General features: G+C 35.6%; 13 protein-coding genes. 6 read left to right on the top strand and 7 right to left on the bottom strand.

What is annotated here, in order from left to right; all coding sequences use genetic code 11:
• Positions 1–391 precede the first annotated feature (391 nt).
• Complete coding sequence (locus OO7_RS06075; protein ID WP_008915074.1) at positions 392–619, bottom strand: DNA polymerase III subunit theta; 228 nt, start codon at positions 617–619, stop codon at positions 392–394.
• A gap of 475 nt (positions 620–1,094) precedes the next feature.
• Here OO7_RS06075 and OO7_RS16450 point away from each other — a divergent pair, with 475 nt between their 5' ends.
• The 4 genes from OO7_RS16450 to modC all read left to right on the top strand — a co-directional run bounded on the left by OO7_RS16450 (position 1,095) and on the right by modC (position 4,071).
• On the top strand, positions 1,095–1,247 hold the full coding sequence (locus OO7_RS16450) for an AcrZ family multidrug efflux pump-associated protein (RefSeq protein WP_008915075.1): 153 nt from the start codon (positions 1,095–1,097) through the stop codon (positions 1,245–1,247).
• A gap of 229 nt (positions 1,248–1,476) precedes the next feature.
• Positions 1,477–2,247, top strand: a complete 771-nt coding sequence (gene modA / locus OO7_RS06085) for a molybdate ABC transporter substrate-binding protein (protein WP_008915076.1) — start codon at positions 1,477–1,479, stop codon at positions 2,245–2,247.
• 17 nt (positions 2,248–2,264) lie between these two features.
• Complete coding sequence (gene modB, locus OO7_RS06090) at positions 2,265–2,954, top strand: molybdate ABC transporter permease subunit (protein ID WP_008915077.1); 690 nt, start codon at positions 2,265–2,267, stop codon at positions 2,952–2,954.
• A gap of 1 nt (position 2,955) precedes the next feature.
• Positions 2,956–4,071: a molybdenum ABC transporter ATP-binding protein ModC gene (gene modC, locus OO7_RS06095; RefSeq protein WP_008915078.1), complete on the top strand. Its 1,116-nt coding sequence runs from the start codon at positions 2,956–2,958 to the stop codon at positions 4,069–4,071.
• A 181-nt stretch (positions 4,072–4,252) separates the two neighbouring features.
• On the opposite strand, the gene OO7_RS06100 is transcribed toward modC, so the two are convergent.
• The gene (locus OO7_RS06100; RefSeq protein WP_008915079.1) at positions 4,253–5,071 is read right to left on the bottom strand and encodes a pyridoxal phosphatase; all 819 of its coding nucleotides are present in this window, start codon (positions 5,069–5,071) and stop codon (positions 4,253–4,255) included.
• A 348-nt stretch (positions 5,072–5,419) separates the two neighbouring features.
• Between OO7_RS06100 and pgl the strand changes: the two genes are divergently transcribed.
• Both pgl and OO7_RS06110 read left to right on the top strand, forming a co-directional pair.
• A complete protein-coding gene (pgl, locus tag OO7_RS06105; RefSeq protein ID WP_008915080.1) occupies positions 5,420–6,406 on the top strand; it encodes a 6-phosphogluconolactonase in 987 nt (328 codons plus the stop codon).
• A 764-nt stretch (positions 6,407–7,170) separates the two neighbouring features.
• Entirely contained in the window at positions 7,171–7,485 is a 315-nt protein-coding gene (locus OO7_RS06110; RefSeq protein WP_008915081.1) for a helix-turn-helix domain-containing protein, read from the top strand.
• Positions 7,486–7,627: 142 nt separating this feature from the next.
• On the opposite strand, the gene OO7_RS06115 is transcribed toward OO7_RS06110, so the two are convergent.
• The 5 genes from OO7_RS06115 to OO7_RS06135 form a co-directional block, all read right to left on the bottom strand.
• Complete coding sequence (locus OO7_RS06115; RefSeq protein WP_008915082.1) at positions 7,628–8,245, bottom strand: fimbrial protein; 618 nt, start codon at positions 8,243–8,245, stop codon at positions 7,628–7,630.
• Positions 8,246–8,258: 13 nt separating this feature from the next.
• Positions 8,259–9,278: a fimbrial protein gene (locus OO7_RS06120; protein WP_008915083.1), complete on the bottom strand. Its 1,020-nt coding sequence runs from the start codon at positions 9,276–9,278 to the stop codon at positions 8,259–8,261.
• Positions 9,269–11,755 (bottom strand): fimbria/pilus outer membrane usher protein, encoded by a 2,487-nt coding sequence (locus tag OO7_RS06125; protein WP_043892664.1) that lies wholly within the window; start codon positions 11,753–11,755, stop codon positions 9,269–9,271. Before OO7_RS06125 ends, OO7_RS06120 begins: the two co-directional genes overlap by 10 nt.
• 9 nt (positions 11,756–11,764) lie before the next feature.
• Positions 11,765–12,466: a fimbrial biogenesis chaperone gene (locus OO7_RS06130; RefSeq protein ID WP_008915085.1), complete on the bottom strand. Its 702-nt coding sequence runs from the start codon at positions 12,464–12,466 to the stop codon at positions 11,765–11,767.
• Positions 12,467–12,535: 69 nt separating this feature from the next.
• Positions 12,536–13,126, bottom strand: coding sequence for a fimbrial protein (locus OO7_RS06135; protein WP_008915086.1), 591 nt, complete (start codon positions 13,124–13,126; stop codon positions 12,536–12,538).
• Positions 13,127–13,349: the final 223 nt, after the last annotated feature.

Consider the following 13,349-nt stretch of genomic DNA (forward strand, 5'->3'; position numbering starts at 1 on the left):
AACCAATTGTACGGAAAGGAAGTGGGGGCTACTCCCGTACTTTAAATTATTTCCCCTACCCTAAATTTTAGTTTTTAGGAAAATTCCACTAATTAAAATTTATGAGTATTTAATTCATCTGTAAAAAAAACAATTATGGAGAGGATTGATAGATATTCCATCGACAACAGCACTATAGAAATAGAACGACCGCCTGCACTTGTGAGCAATACAGCTAATTTGCCGMCAAATGCCCTCCAAGGTGACGAGATATACAAYTGGGAGACTAAGAAGAAAATGTTGTTTAATGGCACTGAGTGGCTAAATTTGTATTGATCTGTACACACAACCTCAAGCAAGCTGAAGAAGATACTAAGAATGTGGAGTTGGAAGAGGAACAGGAGGGCGGTATCTAACCCTCTCTGTCGTACTCATATCCCTGCGGAAACCGCTTGCTCAATTCTCTGTAATAAACTAAACGCTCACGAAAGTACTCGCGCAAGTGTTCGGGTTGTTGTCGTTCAATCTCGACATCGATTACGGGCTTGCCGAGTCTTTCAAGATACGCGACTCCTGAAGCAGCTAAATCGACATTTACTTTGTCTTTTTCTTCTTTTGGTAGTTCTGCGAGATTGTGCATATTTGTTTTCTGTGGGGGATGACATAAAGTGAGTATAGCATGGAGGGGAAATCACTGTGACGGACTGCGCCGAAATTGTGACACAAAAATGAGGGGGGAGGGGGGATAGTTACCCCTCTTTTTCGTTCGAAATGAAGGGGTAACTTATTGATTCATTTAGAGTGAAGTGTGGTATTGTGTTGTATTATTTTTAATCTGATATTTAGATAACAAATTGATATTTAACGATTTATATGTTTTATGTAATTTTAATGTGAGTAAGATTTCAGCCTGCATAAAGTGAACCCTTCCTTTCAATTTGAAAACGGCACCAGATGGCTTTTAAAAAAGCACATTTAGTGTGTCGTGAGAAACGGATTTTGTCTAGAATGATGAGCATTATAACGTGAATTTGCGTTATTATTGAAATTCAGCTTTATTTTCCCTCGTCAGCGCATCAGTTGGCTGGTGGGCACAGTATCACTGAAGAGGTTTTATGTTAGAAATTATTAAAAGTATGGGCTTCGCCTTGTTGATGGTACCAGTCGTTATGTTTTTAATTATGGGGCTGATCTATGGGCTAGGTGCTTTCTTTAACTTGTTATCTAAAGCGCATGTTCCACACCATCATTCTGAGAATAATAAATAATTCTCTCTATTTTTAATAACCAGCTTCTCATTAGGAAGCTGGTTATTACATTGGATTTTATTCCTATATTATTTGTTGTCTTTTCTCTTCTATTTACGTCAAATTGATTATTTTTTTCAATAATTGCCCCATTTTTCACTACTTCGAGTTTTTATCTTGGTCATAGGCTTTAAGTTATCGCTGTATCCTGCTATATATAGCGTAGGAATTAATACAATGGTGAATTGAAATGAAAAAAAGTTTGATCAAATTACTCGCGGGTGCCACGATTACACTTTCTATGGCAAGTCATACTTTTGCAGCTGAAAAAATTACTGTTTTTGCAGCCGCTTCTCTGACTAATGCTATGAATGATATTTCAGCGCAATATAAAAAAGAGAAAAATGTTGAAGTCGTCTCTTCTTATGCTTCTTCATCAACCCTTGCTCGTCAAATCGAACAAGGCGCTCCTGCAAACTTGTTTATTTCTGCTGATCAACAATGGATGGATTATGCTATTGATAAACATCTAATGGTTGAAAATACACGTTATACCTTATTGGGTAATGAACTTGTATTAATCGCACCAAAAGATTCCAAAATTGAAAAAGTAGAAATTAATAAACAAACAGAATGGAAAAAACTGCTTGATGGCGGCCGTTTAGCGGTTGGCGATCCTGATCATGTGCCTGTGGGAATTTATGCGAAAGAAGCCCTAACAACACTTGGTGCATGGGATACTGTTAACCCATTATTAGCGCGTACAAATAACGTCCGTAGTGGTATGGCATTGGTTGAACGTGATGAAGCTCCACTAGGTATTGTTTACGGTTCAGATGCAGTAGCCAGTGATAAAGTTAAAGTAGTTGGTGTTTTCCCTGCTGATACACATAAGCCAGTTGAATATCCAATGGCGATTGTGAAAGACCAAGATAATCAAGCGACTCGTGATTTCTATGAATACCTCAAAACGCCAGCCGCTTCTGAGGTCTTTAAACGTTACGGTTTCGCTCCACGTTAAGAGAGTTAGTGTTGCAGATGTTAAGTGCTTATGAATGGGAAGCGATTTATTTAAGTTTAAAAGTATCAAGTGTGGCAGTTGTTTTAAGTCTACCTCTTGGCATTTTAGTGGCTTGGATATTAGTTCGCTGTCATTTCCCCGGCAAAACACTGCTCGATAGCATTATCCATTTACCACTGGTGTTGCCACCAGTGGTCATTGGTTATTTATTATTGATCAGTATGGGACGCCGAGGATTTATTGGTGAATGGTTATATAACTGGTTTGGTTTTAGCTTTACTTTTAGTTGGCGTGGAGCGGCATTAGCTTCTGCTGTTGTTGCATTTCCATTAATGGTTCGAGCAATACGTTTAGCGCTTGAAGCCGTTGATCGTAAGTTGGAACAAGCCGCAAGAACGTTAGGTGCAACACCATTACGCGTTTTTTTCACAATCACTATTCCGTTATCTCTTCCAGGTATTATTGTTGGGGTTGTGCTTGCGTTTGCGCGCTCATTAGGTGAATTTGGCGCAACAATTACCTTCGTATCAAATATTCCGGGTGAAACTCAAACTATTCCTCTTGCAATGTATACCTTAATTGAAACACCAGGTGCAGAAGTCGATGCTGCCAGATTGTGTATTATTGCGATTGTATTAGCGCTGATCTCGTTATTGATGTCAGAATGGCTAACACGTTGGGGCAAAAAACGACTGGGGATAATCTAATATGTTAGAGCTAGACTTTTCCCAGAAACTTGGTGATTTGCAACTTGAAGTTAAAACCGAGTTACCAACAGAAAGCATTACCGCAGTATTTGGGCTTTCCGGAGCCGGTAAAACATCACTCATCAATGTCATTGGCGGATTGACTAAACCAAATAAGGGGCGAATTGTCCTGAATGGACGTACATTAGTTGATATTGAAAAGGGGATTTGTCTTCCTCCCGAAAAACGGCATATTGGCTATGTATTTCAAGATGCTCGGTTATTTCCTCATTATCGAGTTAAAAGTAATTTGCGTTATGGTATGCCGCCAAAGATGAATAGTCGTTTTGATGAAATTGTTGGCTTATTAGGAATCGAAAAATTACTCGACCGTTTTCCAATTACTTTGTCTGGTGGTGAAAAGCAGCGAGTGGCAATTGGTCGCGCACTATTGACCGCACCTGAAATTTTATTGATGGATGAACCGCTTGCATCATTAGATTTACCGCGTAAACGTGAATTATTGCCTTATCTTGAAAAATTATCTCAAGATGTCAAAATCCCTATCCTTTATGTTAGCCATAGTCTCGATGAAATATTGCGTCTTGCAGATAAAGTTATTGTTATGGCACAAGGTAAAGTAAAAGCATTTGGCCTATTAGAGGACGTTTGGGCGAGTAGTGCATTACGACCGTGGTTGCAACAAGAAACGTTAAGCAGTGTGCTGAGTGTGACATGTCACAGCCATCATCCTGATTATGCAATGACTTCTGTTATTGTTGGCGGACAAAAATTGTGGATACCGCGCATTAATAATCAAGAAGGTGATGAATTACGCTTGCGTATTGATGCCTCGGATGTGTCATTAGCATTAGAAAAACCGCAAATGAGCAGTATTCGAAATATTCTCTCAACGGAAGTCGTTGAGTGGGAAGAAAATGGCGAGCAAGTGGATGTGAAGCTAGATGTTGGCGATCAACATTATTTATGGGCAAGAATTACGCGTTGGGCGAAGGATGAGTTGTCGCTTAGAAAAGGGATGTTGGTTTATGCGCAGGTGAAGAGTATTTCTCTCAGTCGCCAAATTACCCTTCATACTTCTCCCCATAGCGTTGTTGGTCGCGTTCACTCGCGCTAGTCACATACTTATGTATGCTCCTAGCGATTCTTGAACTTACCGCCTAGCTACGGAACGAATTATTTTGGGTAATTATTTATAGCAGGTCATTGTTTATATTAGGTAATTATCGCTGATTTGGATAATTATTGATAAATATATTGGTAAATAGGATGCTTATGTTAAGCATCCTATTTTTGAACTATAGAACGTATTTGTGGATGACTTCAGCGATGCCGGGTTGAGTGTTATCGCGTGTGACTAATTTAGCTTTCTGTTTGATTTCATCAACTGCATTTCCCATAGCAACACCTAAACCAGCTGTCGTTAGCATACTTAAATCATTAAAATTATCACCAAAAGCAACGACATCATTCATTGTCATTCCTTGAGATTCAACCCACTGTTTAAGTCTTTGGCCTTTGCTATTACCTTTACGGCCGACATCCACTTGGTCAACCCATGACCATTCACACTCTAAATTAAAATCATTTTCAATGCCGCTAATGACTTCTTTGAGTTGATCTAAATTTTCTGAGCTAACAGCAAATTTCCAAATCGAATTATAGTTATGCATAACGTCTGCATAATTTTCGACAAACTGGATAGTAGGGCGCTGCGCTTCAGGTAATGTTTCCGCCCAGCTCAATGTCCTTTTAATTCCTTCTGTCGGCGCGTTATATAGCATGGCATCATCAACATACATCAAATGCTGTATATCTGTACCATGAAGCCGATTAATCATCTTTTCAACAGAATCTAATGTCATGGGATTGGACTCTAGAACTTTTTTACCTAAATAGTCATAGAGATAAGTGCCATTACAGCAGATTGCTGGTGTATCAAGATTGAGCGCTTGATAAAAAGGATGGATAGCAACATGGTGACGACCTGTCACAATTAAAACTTTGACACCTTGGCGTCTAGCTTCATTTAGTGCAGCGAGAGATTCAGGAAGGATTTTCTTTTGAGGATCAAGTAGTGTTCCATCAAGATCGAGCGCAATAACGCGGTAAGACATAGGTATGGCTCCACATGATTTTTCAATATATACACGTTTATTTCAAACCGCAGCATGTCCGAACATATTCACTTGAATAGAAATTGTTCCTTGTGACTGACTCTTGGGGCTGTCCAGCTGCAATTTAAACAATTTAGTATATAGGCTAAGTAATAATCGATAATCATAGCGGATATTAGTGACTAACTAAATCAATTTTCCCTTAAAAACGTTGATTTATAGCATTTTTTGATTTATTTCGCTGTTTTTCTCATTATTTTCATGCGCTGTCCTCTGTGAGATTAGTGTATCTTGCAATAACTTGGCATAATGAAAAATGTCTATTTTATCGTGAGTGAAGGAGTAAGAATGAATCAGGTTATTTATGTCGCAAGCCCAGAAAGCCATCAAATCCATGTTTGGTCAATGAATGATGTTGGTGAGCTTACTCTCTTGCAAACGGTGACTACACCTGGTGAAGTACAGCCAATGGTTGTGAGTCATGATAAAAAGTATCTTTATATTGGGGTTCGACCTGATTTTCGCGTAGTGACATATCAAATTGAAGAAGATGGTACGTTGAATTTTAAAGCGGAAACCAGTATCCCGGGTACGCCAGTGCATTTGTCACTGGATAATAATGGGAAATACCTGTTTGTTCCTTCTTATCACCAACATAATCTTGCCGTTTTACCAATTGATAATAATGGTATTCCACAAACGGCAATCCAAGTGGTAGAAGGCCTGCGTAACCCACATTCATCTCATGTCGATGTTGATAATCAACAGCTTTGGGTGCCGTGTCTTGGTGAGGATCATATCCGTTTATTTGATTTACATGAAGATGGCACATTAACGGAAGCCTCGGCAGATCAAATAAGTTCTGAAAAAGGTGCAGGTCCTCGCCATTTAGCATTACATCCACAAGAAAAAGTGATTTATTGTATCAATGAGCTAGATTCTACGATTAATGTTTATCGCAAATATACACGTTATCGCCAAATTCAGCATATTAATGTTTATCCAGAAGGAAGTGAAAGCCAGCGCTGGGCAGCAGATATTCACATCACGCCTGACGGGCGCCATCTTTATGCAAGTGAACGCTCAGACAGTTATATTAGCCATTTTTTAATTTCAGAAGAAAGTGGTGAATTGACATTAGCTGCAACTTATCCGACAGAAAAACAACCTCGCGGTTTTAATATTGATGCAACGGGGCGTTTTTTAATTTCAAGTGGACAAAAATCAGATAGTATTTCTGTTTCGAAAATAGATTCAATTACAGGCGAATTAACTGAATTAGCACGTTACCCTGTGGGCAAAGGCCCTATGTGGGTCACGATATTAGCACGCTAATATCTTGTAAGTCATAGCCTCTTTATCAAAATAAGAGGCTATGATATTTTTATTGAGTAGTATCATAATATAAATATTTTTATAAATTATTATCATGGTTTTAAATATTCTTTAATATTGTTTGGTTAACAATCCCATTGTTGAAAAATAAAACAATATGCAAATGGTTTTATATTCGACACTATTAATGTTATTTAATTGTCTTTATCAATTTACTTTTTTTAWTTTTGCTATTAATTAAAATAATGTTGATGATATTTATTGAATTAATGTTAATTGTTATTTTTAATTAATTTATATTTCAAGTGGTAATGTTTGCTATTAATTTTTTAAATGAAATAGAGATATTTCATTATTATTAATCTGATATTAAGTATGATGAAATACTGCAATTAATTAATAATACTCTTATTTTTAAGTCTGTTTTTGAGTGTCAATATTGGAGCTATTAGAGTGAGAAATAATCATTCTGTTTACATGGTTATTCAAGCATAAATATTTACCTTAACGTTTTCTCATTATAAACAAAATTTAAAAATACCAAAAAAGAACGTATTAAATATTTTTTAATAATCACAGTCAGATATTTATATTAATATGTTACTTATTTGGTTTTATAGATTGCATGAATGCATCATTGGATTTGATGGATAAAATATTAAATATAAATCAATTAATAGTTTTTTTAATAATTAATATCTTGTATAATTTAGCAATACTTTTAGAGTATATTCTTTATCCCTTAATCAATCGAGGGTATCAACATGGATATTCATTATTTCATTGGAATTAAAATAAAGTCACGCCGAAAAGAATTGGGTTTTTCAGGTTCTGATTTGGCTAAGAAATTAAATATAAGTCAACAGCAGGTATCTCGCTATGAGAATGGTGTTAATAAAATACCTTTAAATCACTTAGTTAAAATAGCGATTATATTAAAGTGTCCGATAGACTGGTTCTTCGAAGGATGTATTCTTGATGAAGATTATTTTATTGAGGATAATATAATTAAAGAAAAAAATATTGATTTAAAATATACGGCAGAAAGTGTGATTATTCCTGATGAAAATATTATTTAATACGCCAAGAGTTTAATTGTTGAAATTATATTTATTATTATGCTTTATAATAATAAATGTATTGATTGATTTTTATGGTGCATAATAAAAAAATAACATAGACAATGATTGCTATGTTATTTTTTATTTACAACTCTATTTTTTAATTATAATTTATTTCATACGTAGCATAGCTAGCCATTAACCCAGTTGTAACTTCACTTGTCTTTTGAGCGACATACCCAATGTAATATTGGAAAATAACATCATTATTATCTGATGTTATAGGAATAACTTTTAATTGATTTGGACCAGCAGGAATGATTTTATTATTTGCATCCAAAATAGACTTATCATTAATGGCTAAAGCAAAATTAATATTTTTTGCTCCATCAGCTAACATATTTTTTAGGAGTCCGGTTGTTTCAAAATTAGTTTTAGTGACAAGGTAGCCATCGGACCAACCAACACTAATATTATTTAAGTTTCCATCGACTCTATTACCTTTATAAGTAATAGATTGACATTGAGAAAGCTTAATAGTGAACATTTGTGATTTTAAATAGGCTCCACCTTCACTATTATGAATCTCAAATAACGAAATAGGGGCAAGATAAATACTTGCATCACTCCCCTGATCATTGACTGAGATTGCACAAGAAACATCGACAACTTTTCCAGAAAAATTTATCTTACCTTCATCATAATTAGTTTTAAATGCAGGTGCAGCATATGCATAACCTACTAATGAAAAGAATATAACTATAATCCAGTTTTTCATTGAATAATTCCTATTAATCATAGGTTATATTGAATTGCATTTTAGCCTGTACTTCACCAGCAGAAACTTTATCGCCATATTGATAGTAGCGGGCAATATAATTCATATTAATATTTTTATCGTTTGTAGTTGTAAGTTCACCAACTTTATATTCTTTATTTAAAGATAATATTTTTTTCTGAGCGGTAAGAATTTGAACACCAATACCTTGCGCAGCGGATGATTTTGCAATATTCGCTAAAACCCCATCTTGTGGATTTGTATTAGAAGCCAAATCTCCATAAAAAGTCATATTCACAGACACTGCATCTGGAGAAATACTAATTCCACCATTACATAATAAATTGATTGGGAACTGTTTTTCACCAGCTGTAGTTCCTTTACCTGTAAATTCGGTACGTCTAACCGTATCTAAATGAACGTCTTGATTTTGGCCTGAGGTAATTTTGCAAGATGGCGAAACGATGGTAATGGCATTTGCTGTTAATTTGATAATTAAAGCGGGTATTCCACCAGAATTAACTTGATAGCCATAACGTGTATATTCCCCTGCATTGATCGTTCCTGAACCTGTATTTTCTGCTATTTTAATGACTTGCAAAGTAAATAATGAATCAGCTAGGCTCACGTCAGGGCGAGAGAGTGAACTTCCTCCTATTTTATAGGTATCAGGATAAATCATACCAATATTGCCACTACCTTTTGGTTTTCTTTCAAAGCGTAATCCAATACCAGGTACATTGGTGCTAAAGACTTTATTAGCATATTCAACCATTCCCGTTGCAGTAATGATCGCATCCATCGGGGTGCCGCCTGTACATCTTGCATATACTGGAGTATTAGACGGCATAGGATAATCTTGTTCTTTAATAATACTGCCGATGGGTAAATCAGGAGAAACTATTACTCTCCCCATTTCCATATTAATTACGACAGGATTTTTATTAATATTTCTGCAATCAGCATAAGCTGAAATACTTGAAAGAACAGCGACCAGAGTTATTCCACCACGCAAAATTATATTTATCGACATAGACTATCCTTACTGGTTTCTGCTTCCAGAGAAAATACACATTGGCCATTATCCCATTTCACATAAGCTTCTTTGGCTTCTTCATTACTGATAAATACTGTGCCGCCTTGTCCAACAACACCAATTGACTCACCCTTTGAGTTAGTTACTTCAGCACCAAATGGCATTGGTTTTTTATCAAGACGTACGACATTAAAAGTACGATTATGCTCAACTTTTGTACCAAATTTAACTTTAACGATACTGCCTTCATATGGGACAACTTGGCTTGATGTATTTTCAAAAACGATATCTTCTGGACTTCCTTTAGGGTCAATTTCGATTGTATTGATCCGATATGGCCTTACATAAGGTGCTAATGCATAACCACCTTTATTTACTCGCACGCCGGGAGCACTAATAATCGATGCACCTTCAGCGCCTTCTGCCTCAATGAGAGCCATGGTTGTTGACGTATTTGGCGTAAGAACAACGCCGCCGGCGTGAACAACCATTGAGCCATTAGCACCAACACCAAACTGTCTATATCCTTGACCTTGGCTATAATTCGTATTTGTATTAATAAATGGTGTGCGATAGCCTGTGTTTAAGGCAATACTATGTTCACCGCCAGTTGCCGTTGATGTATTTACTCCATAGGTCCAGTTATTTTCATCATCTAATGAACCGTTAACACCAAGTTGTGTTGAGCCGAATTTTTCATTATTAAACGTTGTATTTGATGATAATGTTGTACTGTAGCTATCCCCGAAATAAAGAGGAATATTTAAATTCAAACTAATACGATCGTCTTTTTTCCCATTAAAATTATTATCGGAATAAAGGCGCATAAAATTAATAGAGTAAGAAACACGTTGATATTGATTGTTATAACTAAATTGATATTGTTTTTCTGTACCGGAGCGTTCCCAATAACTCGATATACGTCCTGTAAAATAAAGGCCACCAAATCCGTCAGGTAAGTTTTGGTTTACGGTATAACTAAAGCCATTTTTTTCTCGCCAATGGTTATTTGCAACATCACGTTTATCATTATCAATCGCATATAATGCATTATTAATATTAAAATAATCTTTTGTTGAATAGCGATATGCCGCTAATGAAATATTAGTATCAGTTTGCGAAATTAATCTATTAAACGTTATTCGATAACTCTGGCCATTATGTGTTTGATGTTTTAATGCTGTTCTCGATTGAGTTATATCTAAGGCAACCGCACCAATTCCAGTATTAATACCTGTTCCCATTAAATAGGCTTGATAATCATCGAAAGCAGTTATACCGCCATAAAGGGAAAATGTGTTATTTAAACCATGTTGAATAGAGCCTTGCACAATATAAGGGCGATGATGTAATCCTTCCGTATCTGATTTACCCGCAGCAATTTGGTAGCGAGTAAAACCAGGACGTAAAAGTTGTGCTAATGATGAATATGGCACGCTAAAACTACTTTCACTGCCATCAGCTTCTTTAACAGTAACATCAAGGTCATTACCATAACCAGAAGGATAAACATCATTTAAAATAAAAGGACCCGGCGATACGGATGTTTGATAAATAATAGCGCCATTTTGACGTACTGTGACTAAGGCATTACTTTGGGCAATACCACGAATTTCAGGTGCATAAGATGTCATTCCATCAGGATACATGCTGTCATCGGTAGCAATTTTGGCACCACGTAATCCTATGCTGTCAAAAAGATCGCCATCAGTATAAAACTGGCCAGCTGTCATTTTTGACTTGATAGCGATAATAGGGCGCTGTAGGTAAGTTTGGTTACTATTCCAACTTGTACTACCTGCTCGTTGCCAGCTTAAATTACCAATATGCTTAAGTAACCAGCCATCAACAGATAAACCTGCATTTAATCCTAGATATGCACTAGCGGAATTTTGTCCATGAGATCCACTCGTATGGCTGTCATAATAGTTCGCCATGTAAGCGACATTAAGTGCTGGAATCCCTTTTTCCCAAAATTGTGGAGCAACATATCCTCGTGATACTCGCTGTTCATATATCTGGGGAACGGTAATATCTAAGCGTAAATTTGAAGAGTGGAATTTATCATTAACGTCTTTAACGTTATTCCATTCTTTTAAAGGCAAACAAGTTGATTCTTGTGTATATAACAGAGAATTTAATTTTTCAGCATTAATTCCAAAATTATTCAACATAGCAGGGGTGTAACATACACCTAAATTGCCGTCTTTTTGCTGTGTAATATTGAGGTCATAGCGACCTTTCCAATTACCATTGGTATAAACATCAACAGAATATTTACCTTCATTAATAGGAACAGTATTAAATCTATCTAAATCAACATTATCTTTGCTGCCTACTAAGAATCCACTGTTAAATTCGTAGGTCGTGCCTTCTATACTCCATGCGTAAAACGAAGGCATCATACATACAGTGACAAAGCAGGTTACAGAGAGTGTATTGCTATATTTATTTATTAACTCTCGCCGTTTCATTTTTCTGTCCTATTTAACAGTTGTTTTAACTGCTATATCTGCCCCATAATCGTTGATATTATTTAAAATAATACTCTCACCAGTTTTAACTGGTTTTTTTAATTTCACTGAAACTTGACTTTTGGGATCTAATATAATCGCTTTATCTGTTAATCCATTTCTTCCATCAGTAGAAATTTTAGTTAGTGTAATAAAAAATGGGGTGGGATTATTTATTATTAAATTATCGCCATTGGCACTAACAATAAGTCCTTGTGGTGCTAATTCACGAGCCCCAAGACCTTCTGGGCGATAAATAAATTTAAACCGAGATCGAATAGCTAACTGTAAAAAGTTTTGATCTTCTTTTCCTGTGTTACGAACAACAGGCGGAATATCTAAAATATTTAACCACCATAAACTTTCTCTATCTTGAGCTAATCCATTTTTATCCATTAATTTAATACGCAGTGTTTGACCACCTTTTGCATCAAGACGAGAAATAGGAGGTGTAATTTGAAATGGTGTTTTAATTTTATCTGGAGTTTCTGCTGCATCTCCGGTATCTAACCAAGCTTGTGCAACGGCAGGGCGATCTGCTGTATTATTTAACTGCACAGTAATTTCTTTTTCATTTCCAGCGTAAATAAAACGTGTACCGTTAACAATAATATTATTCGCAAATGAAGATAAACTGAAAACGAAGCAGAAAAATAAAACAATTGCTTTCATTTGAACCTCTAAATAAAAGCGGCAGTAAACCTACCGCTTAGATAAATATTACTTTTAATACATTTAATATTATTGATAAGTAATTTCGTAAGTTGCGTAGCTTTCTACAACACCTGTTGTAACATCTTCAGGTGTTGAAGTTGCGTAGCCGACGAAATAAGTAAAACGTGAACCTTCAGCAATATCAGTTGGATTAGCTTTAGGCTGTTCTGCATCTAATGGATTAATTTTAGTTTTTAGATCTTCATCATTATTGGTTGCTAATACTAATTGAATATCTTTAGCACCAGTTGAATCAGTATTTGCTAAATAACCAATATTTTTACCGTCAGGTTTAGTTCCAACTAATAGGTTACCACCTGTCCAGGTAACAGCTAATTTAGTCTTATCATCAGTACCTTGGCATTCTGTTACATCAATAACAAAAGATTTTGGTTTTAAATAAGTATTTGCTTCAGCTGCTTTAACTTCTTTGATTGAAACCGGCGCTAAATAAACTTTAGCATCGCTACCTTGTCCATCAACGGAAACAGTACAAGAAACATCTGTAACTTTACCGTAGAAATTAACTTGGCCACCACCCGCATTTTCTGTTGCAGCATAAGCAGATGATGAAGCAATAATTGTAGTTGCAATCGCAGTCAATAATACTTTTTTCATTGTCATTTCCTAATATGAGTTTCTTATTATTACATCTAAAGATTAAATATGATTAATTTATATATTTTAATTCACAACTAATCGAAATTAGTTTAATTAAAAATATAATTTCACCTATATGAATCCAATCTAGAATTAATAATCCTAACGTGGTTTATATGATTTCGAAGAGAGAATACAGAAAAATATAAATGATATTAAATCGTTTTTACCATTAACTTAA

This window comes from Providencia sneebia DSM 19967 (genome assembly GCF_000314895.2).
Lineage (GTDB): Bacteria > Pseudomonadota > Gammaproteobacteria > Enterobacterales > Enterobacteriaceae > Providencia > Providencia sneebia.

Excerpts from the sequence above, each read along its gene's own strand:
- OO7_RS06075 (WP_008915074.1), bottom strand. The coding sequence starts at position 619 with ATGCACAATCTCGCAGAACTACCAAAAGAAGAAAAAGACAAAGTAAAT.
- OO7_RS16450 (WP_008915075.1), top strand. The coding sequence starts at position 1,095 with ATGTTAGAAATTATTAAAAGTATGGGCTTCGCCTTGTTGATGGTACCA.
- modA (WP_008915076.1), top strand. The coding sequence starts at position 1,477 with ATGAAAAAAAGTTTGATCAAATTACTCGCGGGTGCCACGATTACACTT.
- modB (WP_008915077.1), top strand. The coding sequence starts at position 2,265 with ATGTTAAGTGCTTATGAATGGGAAGCGATTTATTTAAGTTTAAAAGTA.
- modC (WP_008915078.1), top strand. The coding sequence starts at position 2,956 with ATGTTAGAGCTAGACTTTTCCCAGAAACTTGGTGATTTGCAACTTGAA.
- OO7_RS06100 (WP_008915079.1), bottom strand. The coding sequence starts at position 5,071 with ATGTCTTACCGCGTTATTGCGCTCGATCTTGATGGAACACTACTTGAT.
- pgl (WP_008915080.1), top strand. The coding sequence starts at position 5,420 with ATGAATCAGGTTATTTATGTCGCAAGCCCAGAAAGCCATCAAATCCAT.
- OO7_RS06110 (WP_008915081.1), top strand. The coding sequence starts at position 7,171 with ATGGATATTCATTATTTCATTGGAATTAAAATAAAGTCACGCCGAAAA.
- OO7_RS06115 (WP_008915082.1), bottom strand. The coding sequence starts at position 8,245 with ATGAAAAACTGGATTATAGTTATATTCTTTTCATTAGTAGGTTATGCA.
- OO7_RS06120 (WP_008915083.1), bottom strand. The coding sequence starts at position 9,278 with ATGTCGATAAATATAATTTTGCGTGGTGGAATAACTCTGGTCGCTGTT.
- OO7_RS06125 (WP_043892664.1), bottom strand. The coding sequence starts at position 11,755 with ATGAAACGGCGAGAGTTAATAAATAAATATAGCAATACACTCTCTGTA.
- OO7_RS06130 (WP_008915085.1), bottom strand. The coding sequence starts at position 12,466 with ATGAAAGCAATTGTTTTATTTTTCTGCTTCGTTTTCAGTTTATCTTCA.
- OO7_RS06135 (WP_008915086.1), bottom strand. The coding sequence starts at position 13,126 with ATGAAAAAAGTATTATTGACTGCGATTGCAACTACAATTATTGCTTCA.